Genomic DNA, 16830 nt, shown 5'->3' on the forward strand with positions numbered 1-16830 from the left:
ATTAAAATCTAGGATTTGCATTTTACTTTCTATATTATCTTCTTTGATTTCTTTTTTATTGTTATATGTGTCAATCCATTTTTGTTTTATTTTTTCCCATTCTTTTTCTTTTTTTATTCTTTTTGTCTTTTGTTTAATAAAACCATCATCTTTAAACCATCCTAAAAAAGTAGCATTTGTTTTGTTATGTGGAATACCTGATTCAAAAATTAAAATATTAGTAATCACTCCTGCTATTCCATGAAAAAGTTCCTTTGGACAAGAAAAACTTGCTAATAAAGTGTGATTTTTTAAAATTTCTTCTTTAACATTATTGACAGCTTTAGAATTACCAGTAGCAGAAGCTTGTACGATGGCGACCACTTTTCCCTTAGGAGTTATCAGTTCTAAAGATTTTTGAATAAATCTTAATTGTTCGGATGCTTCATTATAAGGAGGATTTAAAAAAGCTACAGTTGGTCTGTAATCTTTAAAATTCTCAGTTGTATATTCAAAACAATTTCCTTGATGAATATTAGTATGGCCATCACCGTGCATCATCATATTAACAGTTGCGTGTAACCACATATCATTTCTTTTTTCAATTCCTAATAATTGTTTTGTTTTAATTTTTTTTATTTCTTCTTCGTTTTGGGATTTTTGACACATATATTTCATAGCTGCAATTAAAAAACCACCTGTGCCACAACACGGATCTAAAACGATATCCGTATTTTGAATATTAATTAATTCACAAAAAAAATCAGTAATATGAGTTGGAGTCAAAACTAATCCAGTTTTCTTATCTTCGGTGGCATATTTAATAAATTCACGATAAAATTCACCCATAATATCCCAGTTATCATTTATCAAAGGTATAATTTTCTCATTTAATTCTTTCAAAAAATAATTTAAATTAGTATTTTTTTGTATAATTCCATAACTATCTACTTCGTCTTCGGATATCCAAACATTATTAGAAAGTAATCTATCATAATAAGAACAAATAGTTTCAACTTTATTTGAATCAAATTTTGACTTTAAATTATATTTAACGCGATCAATAATATATTCTTTTAAACATTCATTATTACCATTACCATTATAATTTTCCGAATTAATACTTTTTTCTGAAAGTGCTATCAAAAAACAACCAATTAAAACTGGTCTTTCTGATTCAGGGATTGACATTTGATGTAATTTATCATTAAACGATTTAATAATACATTTTAAATTATTGTCAACTTTAATATTAGTTGATTTAGATATCAATTTTTTCATATTTTGATATGTTAATAATTTAGTATATATCTTAGGGAATGGCTTTTTATGATTTTTAATCCACAAACGACCTTCAATTAAAATTCTTTGAGGATTTTGTCCTGATATACCATAATAAAAAACATTAAATGATTCTTTTAATTTAAAAGCATATTTTTTTTCTGCAACTTCTAAAGCTTGTGTTTGTTTTTTAGAATCGGCTTTGCATTCAATAACAATAATAATATTGTCAGTGTTATTTTTAAAATAAATAATAAAATCAGCTCTAACATTTCCTAATATTTTTTTAATTAATTTGTCACTACTAATTTGTTCATCAACATAAACTTTGTCTTTATCAAAAGTTTTATTAATTAAATCTCTAGTAATTTTTTCAGTCAATCTTTCATTCACTTTTTTATTTTCCTTTATTTATCATAAGTTTTTTTAATAATATGTTTATTATGATGATTAAGTAATTTTAGTATAATAACTTCAGATTCATCTTTAAAAGAGTTACCTTGAGGTTCAACTATTTCACAATCACAAACTAAATCTAATTAAAGTTTTTTTGTCAATGATGTCATTATCTTCAATAAATTTTTATTTGTTTAATGATAATATTAAAAGACGCATTTTTTCATCATTAGAATTAAAAGTCAATTCAGATATTGTAAATATATCATTATAATACCTCTATTAATTATTTTTCATACGTTTGACTGTTTGAATGCATATTGTTAAATATTCATTTAGTTTTTTAAAAGTATTTTTAGTGTAATAAGAATATTTTATTTTAAAAATAAATGAGTTGAAATATCCATTCCATTTGAGTTAACTTTTGCTTCATATGAAATATTAATCAAATGGTCATATTTATTTGGATCAAAGTTAGGGTATAAAATTGTTAAAAGAATTTTATTTGCGTTATTACCGTCATATCTATCTACTGTAAAAACAGGCATTTTATCTATTAATTGAAATTTGTATATTCTTTGTTTTACAAAATATTTACTTGCGACATAAATAGATACGATGACAACGGATAAACAAATAAAAATATTAGAAATAGTCATAATTTTTTTTATTTTGTATTTTTCATTTCAAAAATTTTATCTTTTATTTTTTTATTTTATCTTCTATAATTGATAATATTTTTTTTATACAATTACAATTATTACAAAAAAAAAAAAAAAACAAATTTAATGAGATTGTCTCAATTTTGTTTGAAAATCACTTAAATTGTAAATTAAAATACTGTTTATAATAATTTTAAGAATAATTTTATAATATCTCCTTCAAATTTCATCCTTAAAGTGTCATCAACTTTCTCTCGAATTTTTTAAATAAATAAGTCCTTTTGATGATGAGGAGTTTACACCTTCTCTGCGATTATCTTAATCTTGAAATAGTTTCTTGACTAATTAATTCGTCTTAATCCGTTTTCATGACTGTTACAATTGGATAAATTGTATCATTATATTGTATCTTTTGCCCTCAAAAATTAAATATTTTTTTTAAAAAAGAAAAAACCCAGTCATTTAATGACTGGGTTTTATTATATTAAATAATTTTTTTTGATTTTAATAAGAATCAAAATTATAAAAGTCAGTTAATTGCTTAATAATTCTAATTATTTTCAAGGTTTTGATATCATTATGAAAATCTTTATTATAATTAAAATAATTTTGTAATTCTTTTTCATCAAAATTACTACTAAAAAAAATTGGCAAGTTATGTTCATAACGATAATATAAAAGAGGCAAAAAAATATCATCTCTAAAAAAAATATTCATATTTTCAGAACCAAAATCATCTAAAATTAAACAAGGAATATTTTTTAAATAATTAAATTTACTTTCTAAAATATCGCTATTATTCCAAGTATTTTTAAATTGTCTTGTTAGATCAGGCATAAAAATAAATAATACAGGAATATTTTTTTTAATTAAATTTTTAGCTAAACCTTTAAGAAGAAAAGTTTTCCCTGTACCAAATTTTCCGTGAAAATAACATCCTTTTTTGATATTATAGAAATTTTTAATTATATTTTTTATTTGCATCAAAGCTTTTTCTTTATTTGGAAAATTTTGTGTTTCAAAATTTTTTAATTCAATATTATTTAAATTTAAATTTTGATGAAATAAAATATTTTTTTGGTATAAATTATTTTCTAAATTAATTTGTTTAGATTTGGAAGTTTCTTTGTAAATAATTGAAATATAAGGTTTTGTTTTTAAAATCATTTGATAACCAAAATAATTTTTTTGATCTTTGTTTTGTAAATAATTATAAACTGTAATAACATCTTCATCATTTATTTTTAAATTTTTAGTTTCTTCATGTTGTTTAACGAATGCTTTAATTTTTTGAAAATCTAATTTTTCGAAAGTAGACATTATATTTAAACACCTTTTTAATCATCCAAACCTAATTCTTTTTCTACTTCATCTAACCATTTAGGACGATTTTGTTTATAGGTTTGTGTATTTTGAAATTTATTATCTTCCATTAAAAAATCATATGCTGTTTCTGCCGAAATAATTCCTTTTTTAGACCATGAATTTAAAATAGTTTTAAAATAATTAAAAGTAGGAATAAAGTTTTTATTTGTATTTTTTTTTATTTTTAAAACATACATAAGTAAAGCATTAATAACTCCAATATCGGTATTTGTTTGTTCTATTAATTTAAAAGCTATATCAATTAAATCAGAATAAATATGAGCACTTGTAGCAAAATTTTTTATAATTCTATTTGGTTCTGTATTTTTTAAGTAAAGAATCATTTCATTTTCTTCATTTATACTAGGAACATTAGTTAATGTTATTTTTTTAAAATATTTTCTAGTTAAAATTATTTTTAAATCATTTAAATCTATATTTTCATTATTTTTATTAATAAAAGTTTTTTGATATAAAGATGCCATTTCTTCAGGTTTTAGACCATAAACAAAACTTAATTTCGTAATATATTCAATACTTTTCCATTCTAATAAAAAAGGTTTTTTGAAACGTTGTGGTAATTTTTCGATAAAAATTTCATAATTAAAATATTTTTGTAATGAAGAGGAGGATTTGTTATTTTTTAAATGTTGAAAATTATTAATTGTTTTTGGTAGATTTATTTTTTGAAAACAATAAATATCTGAAAAATTTTTACTTATATTTTCATAATTTTCTAATATTTTTGGTTCTTCTTCGCTAGCAAAAAAATTATTTAATTGCGAATAAAGTTCTTCTCCTATTTCACTTAATAAATATTGATTTAAAATCGGATCTTGAAAAAAATTAATATAGTTTAAAGGAGATTTTAAAAAATAAAGTTTTTCTTTTTCTTTATTTTCGAAAGTTTGTAATAAATTAATTGCTTCAAGTTTTTCTTTATATTTAATAAAAGTATCTTCATCAATATTTAATAAATCAAATAAAAATTGGTGATTATAATTAAATTTTGATTTATGATTTTGATTTAAAAAATAAAAAGTATTATAAAGACTTAAAGCTCCTAAACCTATTAAAGGTTGATAAAGTAAATGTAAAATTTTTTGTTCCTCATTATTCAAAGTATAATTGTTTTTGATATTAAATTTTTGTAATGTAAACAAAAAAACACCTCTTTTTATTTATAATAGTTGTTAATTGTGTTTTTGGCATTGAGAACAAAAATAAGAACTTCTTCCACCTATTTTTATTTTGTTAATTTTATTTTTGCATAAAGAACAATTTTCTTTATCTTTTTTATAAACTAAAAGTTGGTTTTGATAAGAACCTTTAACCCCTAAAGCTTCAAAACTACTAATAGAAGTACCACCATAAGAAATTGCATTTTTTAATATTTTTTTTGCTGTTGAGATAATGATTTCTACTTGTTTTAAAGTTAAAGAATCTGTTTTTGTTTCAGGATGAATTTTAGCCAAAAATAAAATTTCACTAGCATAAATATTACCAATTCCCGATATTACTCTTTGATCTAATAAAATTTTTTTAATCACTGTTTTCTTTTTATGAATTTTGTTAAAAAGAGTTAAAGCTTCTATTGAAAACGGATCTTGAGCTAATTGATTTAATCCACTTTCTTCTAAATATGTTTCTTTTTTGTATAAATGAAAACGGCCAAATTTTCTAAAATCATAATATCGGAAGATTTTATTATTATTTAAAAATATTCGAAAATTTTCATATTTGTGGATTGTCTTACATTCTTCTAAAGTATGAATATATATCTTACCCTCCATCCGAAAATGTCCTACTAAAACCCAATCGGAGCTTAAAAAAAATAATAAAAATTTACCTTTTCTTTGAATATCTAAAAAAGTTTTTTGTTCGAGATTATCCAAATTATGAATACTTTGTAATGAAGGTTGGTGAAAAATTTCTATTTTTTCTATTCGAGAATCAATTATTTTTTTTCTTAAATTACGAATTGTAATTTCTACTTCTGGTAATTCTGGCATTTTTTCACTTATTTTCATCAATTTTTTATAATATTAAATTTTTTTAATAAAAAAAGAAAACCATCTATAAATGAGATAGTTTACAATATAAATTAAAAATTAAAGCAGAAAACTAAAAATTTTTTATTTTTCTGCTGCTTGTCTAAATTTATAAACTGTTAAAATATATTTATTTCCAGAAGATTCTTCCATTTCTAATTTACTTTTAATAATTTGAATAATTTGTTCTGGTTGCAAAAAAAACTCTGGATTATCTTCATCAATATGATCAAATTTAATTAATACTTCTGGTAAATAATAATCTTTGTTTTCAAAATTAAATTGAAAATTTTCAAAAAACCATTCTCTTTTTTTATTTTTATTGTTTTGCGCAATATATCTATTCTGAATTTCGATATTAAAACTATTTAAAAAAATAGGTTTTTTGAACTTATTATATCTTTCCTTAACATCCATAATCAAAAATATAAACTCTCTTCATTTTAGTTTTCTAAAAAAATAAATCAATATATGAATATTATATAAAAATATATAAATTATTTTAAATATAAAATAAAAGTAATTTTATATTTTTTATACTGTTAAAATAATAGGAATTATAATTGGGTTTCTCAAAGTTAAGTCATAAATTTTAGGAGTTATAAAATCAACAATAATCTTTTTTAATTGATTTTTATTTATTTTGTCATTTTTATATAAATAATCTTCTATTATTTTTTTAATTTCAAAAGAAAATTTTTTCATTAATTCTTTGTTGCTTTTCATGTAAATAAAACCACGTGAAAAAATAATTGGGAAATTTAATATTTTATTATATTTTAAATTAATGCTTGCAATAATAGAAAATAAACCCTCTTCGCTCAAAATTTTTCTTTCTTTTAATACACAATTACTAAGATCGTCTGTTCCTGATTCATCAATAAAAATATTATTTGCTACAATTTGATTATCTAATTTTTTAACAGATTGTTCATTTATACCAACTACATCTCCGTTATCTAAAATAAAAATATTTTCGGATTTAATACCACAATCAATAGCTAATTTTTTATGAGTCATTAACATTATATGCGATCCGTGTACAGGAATAAAAAATTTAGGTTTAACTAAATTTAATAATAATTTTAAATCGTTTTGGCTCGCATGTCCTGAGGCATGAGTATTAACAACGTCTCCATGAACAATAACATCTACATCCATTTTAAAAAGTAAATCTAAAACTTTATTTATACTATCTTGATTACCAGGGATTGGAGAAGAAGAGAAAATAACTGTGTCTTTTTTAAATAATCTAATTTGTCTATGAATTCCATGCGCCATTCTACTAAGAGCAGCCAATGGTTCTCCTTGTGATCCAGTACAAATTAAGGTAATATTGTGATATTGTTCTATATTATTTCCATTTACAATTGTATCTTTTGGAATATTTAAATAACCATTTTTAATTCCGTTTTCAACAGCTTTTTCCATACTACGTCCGAAAATAGCAATTTTTCTTTTTGTTAAAATACTAGCTTCAATAATTTGTTTAATACGATAAAAATTAGAAGCAAAAGTAACGATTATAATTCTTCCTTTAATTTTATAAAATAGTTGATCGATAGTTTTTCTTATTTCGTTTTCTGAAGGAATACTTTCTTTATTTTGTGCATTTGTAGAATCAGACAAAAGACATAAAATATTTTTTTTATTTAATTCGACAAGTTTATCATATTCTGCTAAAGGTCCAACAGGTGTATTATCAATTTTAAAATCTCCTGTATAAAAAATAATTCTATCTTTATTATTGAATACTATACCAAAAGTATCAGGAATAGAGTGATTCATTCTTATGAAAGAAATTTCTGTATTTCCAAATTTAAATTTAGAATCATTATTGTATTTTGTCATGATGCGTATATATTTATGTAATTTATGTTCGATTAATTTGGATTCAATTAAATTGAATGCTATACCACAAACAAATATATTATTAATTTTAATTTTTTTTAATAAAAAAGGAATACCGCCAATATGATCTTCGTGGCCATGTGTAATAAAAAGACCCACAATTCTATGTTCGTTTTGCAATAAATATTCATAATTAGGAATAACATAATTAATACCTAAAAAAGAATCTCCAAAAAAAGAAATACCTGAATCAATGATAAATATTTTTTGTTCGATTTCTAGAATATACATATTTTTTCCGACTTCACCTAGACCTCCTAGAGCGTAAAAAAATATATCAAAATTTTCTAATTCAGGATTTTTATTTAATAAATCCATTTGTTTATTTCCTTTGTAAATTTTATGAGTTTTGATTTTAAATTTATGAATTAATAGTTATTAAAATAGGTATGATAATTGGTTTTTTTTGTGTTTTTTTAAAAATTAATTTTGATAATTCTTCTTTTAAATAATTTTTAAAATCACTCCATTTGGTTTGTTTATTTTTTGTTAAAAAATCTTCAATTAATTTAGAGAAAAAAAATTTTAATTCTGATACTAATGAAGTAATTTTCATTTTATCTAAAAAACCTTTATGAATTAATTCTATATTATTACCTACATTTTTTTTAAATCTTAAATCTAAATTACAAGCTATTATAATAACACCATCATTAGCTAATAATTCACGATCCTTTATAATGTAATCGTTGCCTTCTAATACTGGTGTTCCATCAATTAAAAATTCTCCTAATTTGTTAAAGAAATTTTTATTAATATAAGGAGCATTTTTAAAATTAAAAGTCCAATTATCAGAATTTTCAAGCATAAAAATTTTATTTTCAGGAAAATCAAAATTTTTAGCAATTTTTTTCATTTGGTATTGGTGACGATATTCTCCTGAAATTGGCAAAAGATATTTAGGTTTTAATAAATGTAAAATTAACTTGAAATTTTCTTCATAATTATAAGAAGCTGTTAATAAATCTTTTACTAATAAGTCAACAACAAAACCATTACGAGCTAAAGAATCTAGGGTTTTAGTTTGAATTTTATCAATACCAGTTATTTCAATCGATAATAATAAAATTTTATCTTGAGGATGTAATACCATTAATCGATCTGTTTTTTTGGACATTCTTTGTAAGCGATAAAGAGGTTCAAAACGTTTTCCGACTATAATTACTACTAAATTTTTATATTTTAAATAATCTTGCATTCCTTTTAAATTTACTAAAAAACCGTTAGGAATTTTTAAATATCCTTTTTGAATAGCAATATCTACAATTTTTTCATTTTTTCTTCCTAATAAAGCTATTTTTAAATTAAATTCTACTGCGATATCAATAATTAATTGAATTTTTAGTAAATCTGGAATTAAAAAAGAAATAATAATATTATTTTGGATACTTGCAAAATAACTACTTAGAGAATATTCTAAAACTTCGCTTTTGTCTTGTTTTGCAATATGGAAAGCTCCTTGAGAAGCGATCATTAATGCTAGAACTTTTTTAGAATTTAATTTAGATAAAGCTAAAAAATTAGTTTGAAATTTTGGATTTTTAGATTGTAAAAAGTGCATTTCACTAATATATACTAGATAACCTTCAGATGTTTCAAAAGATAAACCTAAAGTTTCTGGTAAAAAATCAGCTACTCCGAAAAAATTTACTTTTGTATCTATGAAATCAATTTCAGAATTTTCATTTACTGTTTTAAAATCTAATTTTGATACATCTAAATTTTTATGATTTTCTAAATTAGATTTTATAATATTTATAACAAAATCAGAAGCATAAATAGGAGCTTGTAAATATTCAATTAAATAAGGAAGAGAACCAGAATGAGTTTCAAAAGCGGACGTTACAAAAACACCTTTAATTTTTTTTTTTATTTTTTCTAAAGCGGTATACTCAGGAATTATAGAATCTATCCCGCTCATAGAAATATTAGGATATTTTAATCCTGAGTCTAAAACAAAATAAGAGGAATCGATTCTTAATAAATATAAATTTTTTCCATTTTCGCCTATTCCTCCTAATACAGAAAAACCAATTTCTTGCATATGCAATAAAACTCCTAATAAAAAATTTTTTATAATATAAAATATTATTAGTTTGTTATGAATAAAAAAACTGACAATATTTTAAAAAAATATAGAGAAAGTAAAATATAAAAATGCTAAAATATCCTTTTCAGAAAAAAAACATAAATAAAGCTAATTTAGGTAGTAATTTAGAAAGAGATATTAATTTAACTAATCTTTTTTATCAAGACAAAAAAATTGCTTTAATTTATAAAAACGAAATACCGATCAAAGTCGTTAAAGTTGATTATTCTTCTAGACAAAGAGCTAAAATTATTGAAGCTTATTATCATTCAAAATCTTTACCTGATTATCAAGGGCTTTATCGTGGAAAATATTTATGTTTTGATGTTAAAGAAACTAATAATAAAACTAATTTTTCTTTATCTAATATACCTCAACATCAAATACAAAAATTACAACTTATAGAACAATTTAATGGAATCGCTTTTTTTATTATTCATTTTAAAGTTAAAAATAAATATTTTTATCTTCCAATTAATTTTTTGAATAATTATATCAAAAATTCTAAAATGAAAAGTATTAATTATAAAATTTTTGAAGAAAATTTATATCAAATTCCTTTAGCTTATTCACCTAGAATAAATTATTTGAAAATAGTAGATAATTTCATATAATAATTTACAAATTAATAAAATTTATAAATTAAAATAAAAAAATTTCATTTTCTTTAACAAATTTTTTTATAAAAAAAATACAAATACTAATAATTAAATTAGTTATTATAATTGAAAAAAAGAAATATAAAAAAATAGCTATATTGCCCCTGTCATCATGACCATGGAAAATATGTTCTAAAATAGGATTAGAATTTGTTTTGGGGTAAAATATAAAACTAAATACAGCATAAGAAATAATTTGAATAACTGTAATCAATAACAAACTATTTACAATATCTTTATTTTTACATAAATTATTAGAATTACTTGATCGAAACAAACCTGTTAAAGAGCAAGCAATATAAGGAATTATAAATAAAAATAATAAAATGCTTATTATTAGTGTTTTATCATGACTTATTGCTTTTAATAAACTATATTCCTGAAAAATATGTGAACTTTCTAAAATAATATGTATAAGAACAAATAACAAATTAGACAAAATACTATATTTAAAACCAAAAAAAAACCCTATTAATAAAAGCGGTAATAATTCTAATTTTATTAAAGAGTTTTGACAATTAATACCAATGGGTTTAGTTATTATAAACTCCATAATTAAAGACATGGATATAAGAAAGGAAATTATAATTATTTTTCTTAATGAAATTTTATTCATTTTTTTAATTATTTCCTTTCTTAAATGTATAAAGTACTTATTAATATTTTTTATTACAGTTTAAAAAATTCAACTTATATTATTAAATTAAAACAGAATCATATATTTAAATTCAATAAATAATTTATTATTATTTTTTGAATTTAAATATTATTCTTTTATATTATTTTTTACTAAAAAATTAAAATAATTTCATAAATTTTTTAAAAAAAATTATATTTTATAAGATAGAATTATATTTTTCAATTTCTTAAATATTATAACAAATATAATGATAAATATAAAATAAATCGCTAATTTATTTATTTTTTATAAATGATGAATTAAATTTTAAAAGTTTTTTATGTTTCGGCCATTTTGAATTTAGAATTAATCTATATATTCAATTTTTTTCATATAGATAATATTAATAGTTTTTTTATTTCCATAGTGTTTTAAAAAAATGTAAATGTTTTTTTAATTTATTTTTAATGACTAATTCTTGTTTTTGATTTTATTTTTATTATAATCCGTAGTGTTTCAAAAAGTTAAGGTTTATTCTTTTTTCATGATAAAAATAATTCGCCCTACAATATATAGACCGCCGAAATCGAAAAGACTAGTTAAAACAAACTAGTTTTTTTTATTTATAAAAATAAATTTTTGACCTTATTTTATTTTTATTATCATATTTAAGATAATTATAATTAATCAATTTAATATGTGATTTTTTATAATATTATAAAAAAAAGACCCTCTGACGGGTCTTAATTTTATAATAAAATTATTAATTTTTAATTACTTAATAATAAATTTAGAAATTTTATTTTTTTATTTAATGATATTATTGTAAATTTAAAACAATTTTATTAATTCTTTTTCGAATAGCGGTTGTTTTAGTTGCTAAAGTTACTAATTTTGGAAATAAATCAGAATCCCTTAAAGAATAAAGAATGGGTTTATTAAATAATTTATAATCTAAAGCTTCTTGTGATAAAAAAGGCATTTTACGATGGTATTGAATAAAATTATTTGGTCTATTGCTTTCATTATAAATATCTTTACTGTCTTCTAGTTTTTGATAGTTTAAATGAAGTTCCATTAATTCTTGACCTAAAATTAATAAATCTTTTTGATTTTTTTTTGTTAAATATGGGATAGTTGGCAAATTTCTTTTTAAAAAATTTTTTGCTTTTTCTTTATAATCTGTGTGATGGAATAAAGCATATAAAATGGCCATCCATTCTTTTCGATTATAAGGTTCTTTAGGGATTAAATCAGTCATAGCATAACATTTAATATTATAAAGTAAACCTCTATCAGGAATTCTATTAACCACTAAACATTCAAAAAAATCTAAATTATAACTAATACAAAGTGAAATATTTTCTTCTTGATAATATTGATCTTGTTTATCAATTTTATAAATTATTAAAGGTTCTAAATATAAATATTTTTCTTCGAAAGGTCTTCTCATAGCTGTTGTAATTTTATTTTCATCAAATGAAATAGGTTTATTTTTTAAACAGTTATCTTTTAATTTGTAATGCCACTTAATAACATCGGGATTATCAATTATTTTTTTTTCTAGACGACATTTTTCATAAAAATCAATAAATTTTTTAATTTTTGATTTTAATATATTCAAATTTTTGTCATAAACAAATTCAGTGCAACCACTTTCTAAGCCATTTTTTCTTGTTTCAAAATAAAAACCTTTTTCATTTTCATTTTTGGTTTTTATATCTTTTACAGTTAAAGCTTGCCATGTTTGAGGTACTATTTCTGGTTTATTAAACCACATACCATTTTGATCTAATTCAATTTCTTCAAAAAAATCATCGACTTTAAAATCGTTTTTAAAGTTTTTAAAATGGTTTTTTAAATGTTCATATTTTTGTTCACTAGTTTTTAAACCATCAGGAACTTCGTGATAATAAGTTTTTGATTCTTCTTTTTGATTATCTATATCTTTAAAACACAATAATAAAACTACTCCTTGTGTGTTACCTTTTTGAGTTTCAGTTACGAAAATATTGGCACCTTCTTTTTCAGGGAAAGATACTCTTATTCCTTTAGCTCCTTTTAAATTTACAAGATAAATTTTTTGACATTCTTTAGTTAAACTGCGGCGAAATCCTTCTACACTTTCAGTTAAAAAAGAATTAGGTAAAACCATCGCTATCCAACCTCTGTCAATATGGTCTAAGCTCCAACGAACGAATCGACGATACATATTATATAAACTTTGTATACTTCTTCCTTTTTCACTTTGTTTAATAAAAGTTTCTTTTATCTCATCATCAACCCAATATTCTTGTTTATCATAATCTAAATTTGGATAATCTTTTTTTCTATACGATATTTTTGTTTTTCCTTCGTCCTTTTGTTGGCTTGTTTTCCAAGGAGGATTAGTTATAATAATAGTAAATTCTTCATTTCCTTTGCTTTGTTCTGCTATAAAATTTGAGCTTTTACTTTCGTTTTTTAAAGTATCACCCCAATGAATATATTTCGGTGGTTCATCTTTTTTAGCTGCGATAGTTATTTTAAAAACACTAATCATAAAAGCAAGAAAATGAATTTCGCGCATATGAAGATAATCATCATAAAATTTATTAATTGTTTCTTTTTCTTTTAATATTTTTTGAATAAAATGAACAATAAAAGAAGCTGTGCCAGAAGAAGGATCAATCACGTGATAAGGATCATTTTTAGGGTTTCTAGGGTCTAAGTTAGGGTCTAATTTAAGTAAAAGATCCCATAAAAACTCTACTACCCAAACAGGAGTATACCACATGCCATTTTCTAAAGTTAGTTTAGGATCAGTTTCTTTTAAAAGATCATTATAAATTTGATTAAAAATATGTCCTTTATCATCGATACTTTTATATTCAAAATTTAAAGTTTTATAAAAAGAATCAATCGTTGGTTTTACTTTTTCTTTAACTTGTTCATAAACAACTAATTTTTTTAAAAGAACATCTAATTCTGTAAATAAAGAACATTTCACTTCATAAATTTTTTGTAAAATAGGATAAAATAAAATATATTGTGATAAAATATCTACAGTTTGATTATCTTCTAACTGTTTTTCATCAATGTTTAAAATAGTACCAAACATTTCTTTTATTTCGGCCAAAATATTATCTTGATTGTCTTTTTGAATAATATCTTTAATATTTTTTAAAGTATTTTTAATTTCTAAAACTAAATTATGCCAAGAAAAACCATTGTATTTAACCACTTCAGAAATCAAATATTTGTATACAAAATCAATATTTGCTTGATCTTTTGTGTTATCATTGGTTTTGTTTTTTGATACCGATAAAGAACTATTAGTTAATTCATTTGGTGAGTTATCAATTTTCTTTTTTAGTTTGTCTAGATTATTACGAACACTACTATCACCAATAAAAATATATTTTAAAATCTTTAAAAAATTCTTATTATTTTCAAAAGAAATATTTCTCATAAAAGAACTGTCATCATTATTTTCAAAGGGCAATAAAATAATGTTTGCTTTTTTATTAGGATTATGAGGATCTTTTCTTAAAATACGTCCTATGGCTTGAGTAATTTCTAAAGCAGAATTTTTATGATCAAAAAAAACAACAGTATTACAACCAGGAATATCTACCCCTTCAGTTAAACAACGACAATTCCATAATACAAATGATTTTTCACCAATTAATTTATCTAATTTCTCTTTTCTTTCGCAAGGCGTCATTGATCCTGCAATATAATCAGTTTCAATAATAACATTTGAATCACTTTTAGATCGGTTTTTTAAATTATTTATAATGTTTTCCATAAATAAAGATGCTTTTTTAGCTTTATTTTTTATATTGCTATTTACAAAAGCGATAACAGAATTTTTTTGATCTGAATTATTTTCAATAGTTTTAATAATACCTACTATTTTAGCGATATTTCTTAATCTTTCTTGCTTGAAAAATTTTTCTTTACGATATAAATAATCTTCTTCTGTTTCCTTTGCATTTTTTTTAAGCAAACTATTATCAATCAATTCATTCATTATATTTTTATCTTCGTCTTTTAAATTTTCTTCAATTTCTTTTAATTCATCGATATCTGGTAATCTAGAAATATTAATGTCATAATCGCATAAAATATTTTTTTTAATAGCAGTACCTAAATCTAAAGAATAAAAGATCTCTCCGAAAATGTCTTTATTACTCATATCAATGAATTCATCTTTATTTTTTTTGTTACTCAACAAAATTTTAACAGTAGCAGTCATAAACAAAGCTTTTTTGTTTTTTATATTTTCGTGTAAATTTTGAAATAAATTTTTTTCTTTTTCATTTATTTTGGATTCATAAGTCATATGATGAGCTTCATCACAAATAATTAAATCAGCTTCAGGTAAAAATCCTTTTTTTTGACTATCTGCCAATCTATCATGAGATTGATAAGTACAAAAAAACATAATATATTTATAATTTTTTTGAATATCTGAATTAAGGGGATTATCTAAAAAATTGCTAAAATCCATTATATCAGTTGTAAAAAGATCTTCTTGTTCGGCTTTTTTAATAATTTTGTCCTCTTGACTACAAATAGGAATAATTAAAATATCAGAATCATTAAAATAAAGAGCGCTTTGTTCTAATAAATTAATCCAAGGAACAAAATAAAAAACAATACCTCCGTCTGGTAATAATGATTTCATAATATGTTTAGAAACAAAAGTTTTCCCAGTACCACAAGCCATTTCTAATAATCCACGATTATTATTTTTATAATGTTCCTTTGCTTCTGTGACAGCTTCTTCTTGATAATCACGTAGTTTGTGCTTATTTAAATTAGATAATTCATCATTAATAACAACATTGTTAAAAATATGTACGTTTTTTTCTTTTAATTTTTTTTCAGCTTCATCCGTTAAAGAACCTGTACCAAAATTAAGAAAAATACCACCATTGTATTGTGGTTTATCTAAAATTTCTAAAAAAGTACATAAAGAAGGCGTATCAATTTTTGTGTCTTTGTTTTTAACTTGAATGGCTATTTTTTTCGAACCCAAATCAGCTTCAAAATCAATTCCTTTTGCTCCTGTTTTAGCTTGTTTAATATTTGTTAAAAATCTTAGTAAAGGATTTTGTTGTAACCATTTTAGACAATCTTGTTCACCACTAAAACCTTTTATATTATTATAATTTTTTAATTTTGTCATATATTTATGTTCCTTTTAATAGCGTATCGCACTGTTATAAATTTTTGTAAATAAATTCATTTTTAATACCGAAAAGACTAGTTAAAACAAACTAGTCTTTTTTTATTAGAATTTTTAAAAATATGCATAGCTCAAAAAAAATTTACATTTTTTTATAACACTGCGACTATTAATTAATTATTAATTAATAACTAATTGTAATTATAGACAAAAAAAAAAAAAAACAATTTTTACATTCAGTTTTTTTGTTTATAAGGTATCGAATTAATTTTTATAATGATAAAATAATCTTTTTTATAAAAAAAATATCTTAATTATAATAATTTTTAATTATTATAATTTAAAGTTATTTATTTATATTTTCGCTTGATAATAAAAAGATATATTAATAATAATAAAAATAATTCAAAATAACATGATTCAATTTTGAATAAACGCTGCCTAAAATTACTAATTTTAAAAATTCTTTTGACTAAAAACAAAAAAAGACTAATTAAAACAAACTAGTCTTTTTGTTTTGAGTAAAACGAGGTTTTAAAAATATGCATAGTTAAAAAAACATTTACATTTTTTTTAGAACAGTGCGTAGTACACAAATTTATAATCTGCGGATTTTTATAAATAACAATAACAATAAAAATA

At 21.5% G+C, this 16830-nt stretch carries 11 protein-coding genes; 1 reads left to right on the top strand and 10 read right to left on the bottom strand.

Annotated features, from left to right (window positions below):
• The 8 genes from KTO59_RS00380 to KTO59_RS00415 form a co-directional block, all read right to left on the bottom strand.
• Positions 1-1653, bottom strand: a 1653-nt coding sequence (locus KTO59_RS00380) for a restriction endonuclease subunit M (protein ID WP_284928154.1), incomplete at its 3' end; no start/stop codon positions are given.
• Between the two features lie 377 nt (positions 1654-2030).
• Positions 2031-2315, bottom strand: coding sequence for a hypothetical protein (locus tag KTO59_RS00385; RefSeq protein WP_284928155.1), 285 nt, complete (start codon positions 2313-2315; stop codon positions 2031-2033).
• Positions 2316-2822: 507 nt separating this feature from the next.
• A complete protein-coding gene (locus KTO59_RS00390) occupies positions 2823-3638 on the bottom strand; it encodes an ATP-binding protein (RefSeq protein WP_284928156.1) in 816 nt (271 codons plus the stop codon).
• Positions 3639-3655: 17 nt separating this feature from the next.
• Positions 3656-4846 (bottom strand): DnaD domain protein, encoded by a 1191-nt coding sequence (locus tag KTO59_RS00395; protein WP_284928157.1) that lies wholly within the window; start codon positions 4844-4846, stop codon positions 3656-3658.
• 30 nt (positions 4847-4876) lie between these two features.
• Positions 4877-5695 (bottom strand): DNA-formamidopyrimidine glycosylase, encoded by an 819-nt coding sequence (gene mutM, locus KTO59_RS00400; protein WP_284928158.1) that lies wholly within the window; start codon positions 5693-5695, stop codon positions 4877-4879.
• 123 nt (positions 5696-5818) lie between these two features.
• A complete protein-coding gene (locus KTO59_RS00405; protein WP_284928159.1) occupies positions 5819-6151 on the bottom strand; it encodes a hypothetical protein in 333 nt (110 codons plus the stop codon).
• Positions 6152-6268: 117 nt separating this feature from the next.
• Positions 6269-7963, bottom strand: a complete 1695-nt coding sequence (locus KTO59_RS00410; protein WP_284928160.1) for a ribonuclease J — start codon at positions 7961-7963, stop codon at positions 6269-6271.
• A 43-nt stretch (positions 7964-8006) separates the two neighbouring features.
• On the bottom strand, positions 8007-9689 hold the full coding sequence (locus KTO59_RS00415; RefSeq protein WP_284928161.1) for a ribonuclease J: 1683 nt from the start codon (positions 9687-9689) through the stop codon (positions 8007-8009).
• 113 nt (positions 9690-9802) lie between these two features.
• Between KTO59_RS00415 and recU the strand changes: the two genes are divergently transcribed.
• A complete protein-coding gene (recU, locus tag KTO59_RS00420) occupies positions 9803-10348 on the top strand; it encodes a Holliday junction resolvase RecU (RefSeq protein ID WP_225695955.1) in 546 nt (181 codons plus the stop codon).
• A 28-nt stretch (positions 10349-10376) separates the two neighbouring features.
• Here the strand turns inward: recU and KTO59_RS00425 are convergent, their stop codons facing one another.
• The gene (locus KTO59_RS00425) at positions 10377-11009 is read right to left on the bottom strand and encodes a hypothetical protein (protein WP_225695954.1); all 633 of its coding nucleotides are present in this window, start codon (positions 11007-11009) and stop codon (positions 10377-10379) included.
• Between the two features lie 823 nt (positions 11010-11832).
• Positions 11833-16188, bottom strand: a complete 4356-nt coding sequence (locus tag KTO59_RS00430) for a type ISP restriction/modification enzyme (protein ID WP_284928163.1) — start codon at positions 16186-16188, stop codon at positions 11833-11835.
• Positions 16189-16830 lie beyond the last annotated feature (642 nt).

This window comes from Candidatus Phytoplasma sp. AldY-WA1 (assembly GCF_020312115.2).
GTDB classification, from domain to species: Bacteria; Bacillota_I; Bacilli_A; order Acholeplasmatales; family Acholeplasmataceae; genus Phytoplasma; species Phytoplasma vitis.

What these genes read in the sequence shown, in the direction of transcription:
- KTO59_RS00385 (WP_284928155.1), bottom strand. Translation starts at nt 2,315, where the DNA reads ATGACTATTTCTAATATTTTTATTTGTTTATCCGTTGTCATCGTATCT.
- KTO59_RS00390 (WP_284928156.1), bottom strand. Translation starts at nt 3,638, where the DNA reads ATGTCTACTTTCGAAAAATTAGATTTTCAAAAAATTAAAGCATTCGTT.
- mutM (WP_284928158.1), bottom strand. Translation starts at nt 5,695, where the DNA reads ATGCCAGAATTACCAGAAGTAGAAATTACAATTCGTAATTTAAGAAAA.
- KTO59_RS00405 (WP_284928159.1), bottom strand. Translation starts at nt 6,151, where the DNA reads ATGGATGTTAAGGAAAGATATAATAAGTTCAAAAAACCTATTTTTTTA.
- KTO59_RS00410 (WP_284928160.1), bottom strand. Translation starts at nt 7,963, where the DNA reads ATGGATTTATTAAATAAAAATCCTGAATTAGAAAATTTTGATATATTT.
- KTO59_RS00415 (WP_284928161.1), bottom strand. Translation starts at nt 9,689, where the DNA reads ATGCAAGAAATTGGTTTTTCTGTATTAGGAGGAATAGGCGAAAATGGA.
- recU (WP_225695955.1), top strand. Translation starts at nt 9,803, where the DNA reads ATGCTAAAATATCCTTTTCAGAAAAAAAACATAAATAAAGCTAATTTA.
- KTO59_RS00425 (WP_225695954.1), bottom strand. Translation starts at nt 11,009, where the DNA reads ATGAATAAAATTTCATTAAGAAAAATAATTATAATTTCCTTTCTTATA.
- KTO59_RS00430 (WP_284928163.1), bottom strand. Translation starts at nt 16,188, where the DNA reads ATGACAAAATTAAAAAATTATAATAATATAAAAGGTTTTAGTGGTGAA.